General features: G+C 67.1%; 2 protein-coding genes. One reads left to right on the top strand and one right to left on the bottom strand.

The genetic code is table 11. The features are described from left to right. Nucleotides 1-2356 (bottom strand): ribonucleoside-diphosphate reductase subunit alpha (locus ACM2XV_RS13235; RefSeq protein ID WP_487027264.1); only part of this gene is annotated, 2356 nt, incomplete at its 3' end. A gap of 241 nt (nt 2357-2597) precedes the next feature. Between ACM2XV_RS13235 and ACM2XV_RS13230 the strand changes: the two genes are divergently transcribed. Continuing rightward, nucleotides 2598-3795, top strand: a 1198-nt coding sequence (locus ACM2XV_RS13230) for an MFS transporter (protein ID WP_487027263.1), incomplete at its 3' end; no start/stop codon positions are given.

Here is a 3795-nt window from a genome sequence, read left to right as displayed (position 1 = left end):
CCTTGCGCGCCCCGCCGATCTCTTCGCTCTTGTTGACGCGCACGGTCGACTGCTCGGCCTGGTGGCGCGGCTTCATGTGCAGGTAGTACGTCGTCTTCACGCCGCGCTTCCAGGCCTCGGAGTAGATGTCGACCATGTCAGAGAGGTCGCGCGTCTCGAGGTACATGTTGCGGCTGATCGCCTGGTCGATCCACTTCTGGGCGCGGGCCGCGACCTCGAGGAATGCGATCGGCGAGAGCTGGAAGCTCGTCTTGTAGACGCGCTTGATCTCGTCGGGGATCGCCGCGATGCCCTGGATGTCGCCCTGGCTGCGCAGCACCTGCTCGCGCACCTGCTCCCACAGGCCCTTCTCCTGAAGGGCGGCGACCAGGTTGCGGTTCACCTCGAGGAACTTGCCGTTCGAGGTCGCACGGCTGAAGATCTGCGAGAACTGCGGGTCGAAGCCGGGCGTGGTGCCGGCGACGAGGCCGATCGACGCGGTCGGCGCGACGGCCATGAGGGTCGCGTTGCGCACGCCGCCCTTGACGCGCTCGCGCAGCGAGTCCCAGTCGAGGGTGGTGCGGCGGCTGACGTCGATCGGCACACCACGATCCTTCTCGGTCAGGTCGAGGGTGTCATAGGGCACAAGGCCCTGGCTCCACCGCGAACCGGCGAAGTTCGGGTACGCGCCGCGCTCGGCGGCGAGGTCGACGGATTCCTCGATCGCGTAGTACGAGATGCGCTCGGCGACCTCGTCGATCAGGTCGTATGCCTCTTCCGAGTCATACGGCAGGCCGAGCTTCTCGACCACGTCGGTGTAGCCCATCATGCCCAAGCCGATGGCGCGGTTGTTGAGGTTGGCGTTGTCGGCCTCGGGCACCGACGACATCGTGATGTCGATCAGGTTGTCGAGCTGGCGCACGGCGAGGCGCACCGAGCGCTTGATCGACTCCCAGTCGAAGGTGCCGTCGGCGCGCAGGTGGCGCGGCAGGTTGATCGACGCGAGGTTGCAGACGGCGATGTTGTCGATGTCCTGCGGAAGGCAGATCTCGGTGCAGAGGTTCGACAGGTGGATCGTGCCCGTGTTGTTGTTCAGGGCACGGTTGTTGATCGTGTCCTTCCAGGTCAGCCACGGGTGCGCCGTGGTCTGCAGGCTCATCAGGATGTCCTTGAACTGCTGGCGGGCGGGCAGCTTCTTGAACATGCGCAGGCGGCCGGCCTCGGCCTCGGCGGCGTAGAACGCGTAGCGCTCGGAGAACGCCTTGCCGTAGAGCTCGTTGAGGTCGCCGACCTCGAGCGGGTCGAAGAGGTACCACGGCTCGTCGTTCTGCACGCGCTTCATGAACTCGTCGGAGATCCACACGGCGGTGTTCGCGGTGCGGGTGCGGCGGTAGGGGTCGCCCGAGTTCTGGCGAAGGTCGAGGAAGTCGGGGAAGTCGAGGTGCCAGTTCTCCATGTAGAAGGCGAGGGCGCCGAACTTCTTGCCGCCGCGGCTGACCGCGCGCAGCACCGAGTCGATGGTGTGCATGAACGGGATGGGGCCGGTCGAGACGGTGTTGTTCGAGCGGATCGGCGAGCCCTGCGAGCGCAGCTTGGTGACCGACAGGCCGATGCCGCCGGTGCCCTTCGTGATCCACATGACGTCGCGCACCGACTTGGCGATGTGCTCGATGTCGTCGTGCATCTCCATCACGAAGCAGTTCGAGAGCTGCGGGAACTTGGTGCCGGCGTTGACGAGCGTCGAGCCTGCGGCGAGGTAGTCGAGGCGCGACATCGTCTCGTAGAACTCGAGGGCGATGGCGGTCGGGTCGGCCTCGTTGAGCGAGAGGCCCATCGCGATGCGCATCCAGAAGTACTGCGGCACCTCGAGCGGCTCGCCGTTGCGGGCTTTGATGCCGTAGCGGTTGTTCAGCGTGACGAGGCCGATGTAGCGCAGCAGCTGGTCGTTCGCCGGCTCGAGCGCCGCCGCCAGGCGGTCGAGGTCGAAGAGCTGCGGGAAGCGGGGGTCGAGCAGCTGCTCGGCGACACCGCGCTCGACATAGGCGCGGAACTGCTCCTGGTGCTTCTGCTTCAGCTCGGCATCCGTGGCGTAATCGCCGAGCACCCGCTTGTAGATCGTCTTCAGCAGCAGGCGCGCGGCGACGGTGTCGAACGCCGGGTCGTCCTTGACGTTCTGCAGGGCGACCTGGATGACCGCCTCGTCGAGCTGCTGCGTGGTGATGCCGTCGAACAGCGTGAGCTCGAGCTCGCTCGCGATCTGCGTCACCCAGGTGATGTTCTCGTCGAGGCCTTCCGCGGCCTTCTCGATGGCGAGGTTGATCTTGTTCGCGTCATACGGCTCGCGCGTTCCATCGCGCTTGACAACGGTGATTGCCACGACTGTTTCTCCTTCGTTCCCCTGTGTTCTGCGCTGTTTTTCGCCACCGGTTGGGCTGCAGTTCCCCGAACAGCTTGATCACTATATAGCGGGGCGCCCGTTCCCCCTTGCCCCTACATCTAGTGGGCGTGTCGTCCACAAATGTGCATAACTTCTGCCCGTTTTCCACAGCCTAAGCGGCACCACCGACATCGCGGCGCGCGCCGGGTCAGGCCGCCGCGATCGATAGACTGGGCAGACCGTGAGCGCGTATTCGAGTGTCCTGAAGACGCCGGGCGTCGCCCGGATCATCGCCGCGCAGCTGACGGCGCGCTTCCCCTCCGGAATGCTGTCGCTCGGCATGCTGCTCCACGTCGAGCAGGTGCACGACAGCTACGGCTCCGCGGGTCTCGTGCTCGCGGGCGGGGCCGTCGGCCAGGCCGTCGCCGGGCCGCTCACCAGCCGCCTGATGGGCCGGCTGGGCATCCGCCCCGTTCTCGCCGTCACGACGGCGCTCTGCGCCGCAGCGATCCTCACGATCGCGTTCGTGACCATGTCGATCCCGCTCACGATCCTGGTCGCATTCGTCTCGGGGCTCGCGACGCCCCCGGTGCAGCCGGCGGTGCGCACGATCTACCCGAAGCTCGTGACCTCGCAGCTGCTCACCCCGCTGTTCTCGCTCGACGCCTCCGCACAGGAGATCATCTGGATCGCCGGCCCCGTCGTCGTCACCTTCGTCGCGACGCAGGTCTCGACCGTGCTCGCGCTGGTGCTGTGCGCGTTCTTCATGGTGTTCGGCGGCCTGTGGTTCATCCTGTCGCCCGAGCTCGGGCGCGTGCGCATTCCTCGCTCGAAGCGCCGCTTCGGCGTCGTGCTGACCCGGCCCACCGTCATCATCTCGACCTTCGTCGGCCTGCTGCTGATCGGCTCGTGCTCGGCCGTCGAGGCGGGCGTCGTGGCGAATTTCCAGGGCACCGGGGCGGATGCCTCTGCCCACGGCTACGAGTCGGGGGTCGTGCTCGCGATCTGGTCTCTCGGCTCGCTGCTCGGCGGCATCACCTTCGGCCATCTGCCGCTCTCGCCCTGGTCCCTCGCGCGGCGCATGCTGCTGATGTTCGCAGGCGTCGCGCTCGCGAGCATCTGGCTGAACGTCTGGTGGATGGTCCCGGCACTGCTGATCTCCGGCGCCGGCATCGCGCCCGCGCTCGCGGCCATGTTCGCCATGACCTCGTCGTCGGTGAAGTTCAGCGACACGGCAGAGGCCTTCGGGTGGATCGGCACCGGCCAGCTGATCGGCGCCGGCATCGGCTCGGCGATCGCGGGCTCGGTCATCGACTCGAACGGCCCGCAGTGGGCGTTCTTCGTGTCGGGGGCCTTCGCGCTCGTCGGCGTGATCGTGCCCGCGCTCGCGGTGCGCAAGCTGCCCGACCTGCGGGGCCGCGACTCGAGCCCCATCCCCG

This window comes from Gryllotalpicola sp. CP2-P1 (genome assembly GCF_057512245.1).
The sequence above is the reverse complement of the archived record's forward strand: the minus strand, read 5'-3'. Positions and strand labels throughout refer to the sequence as shown.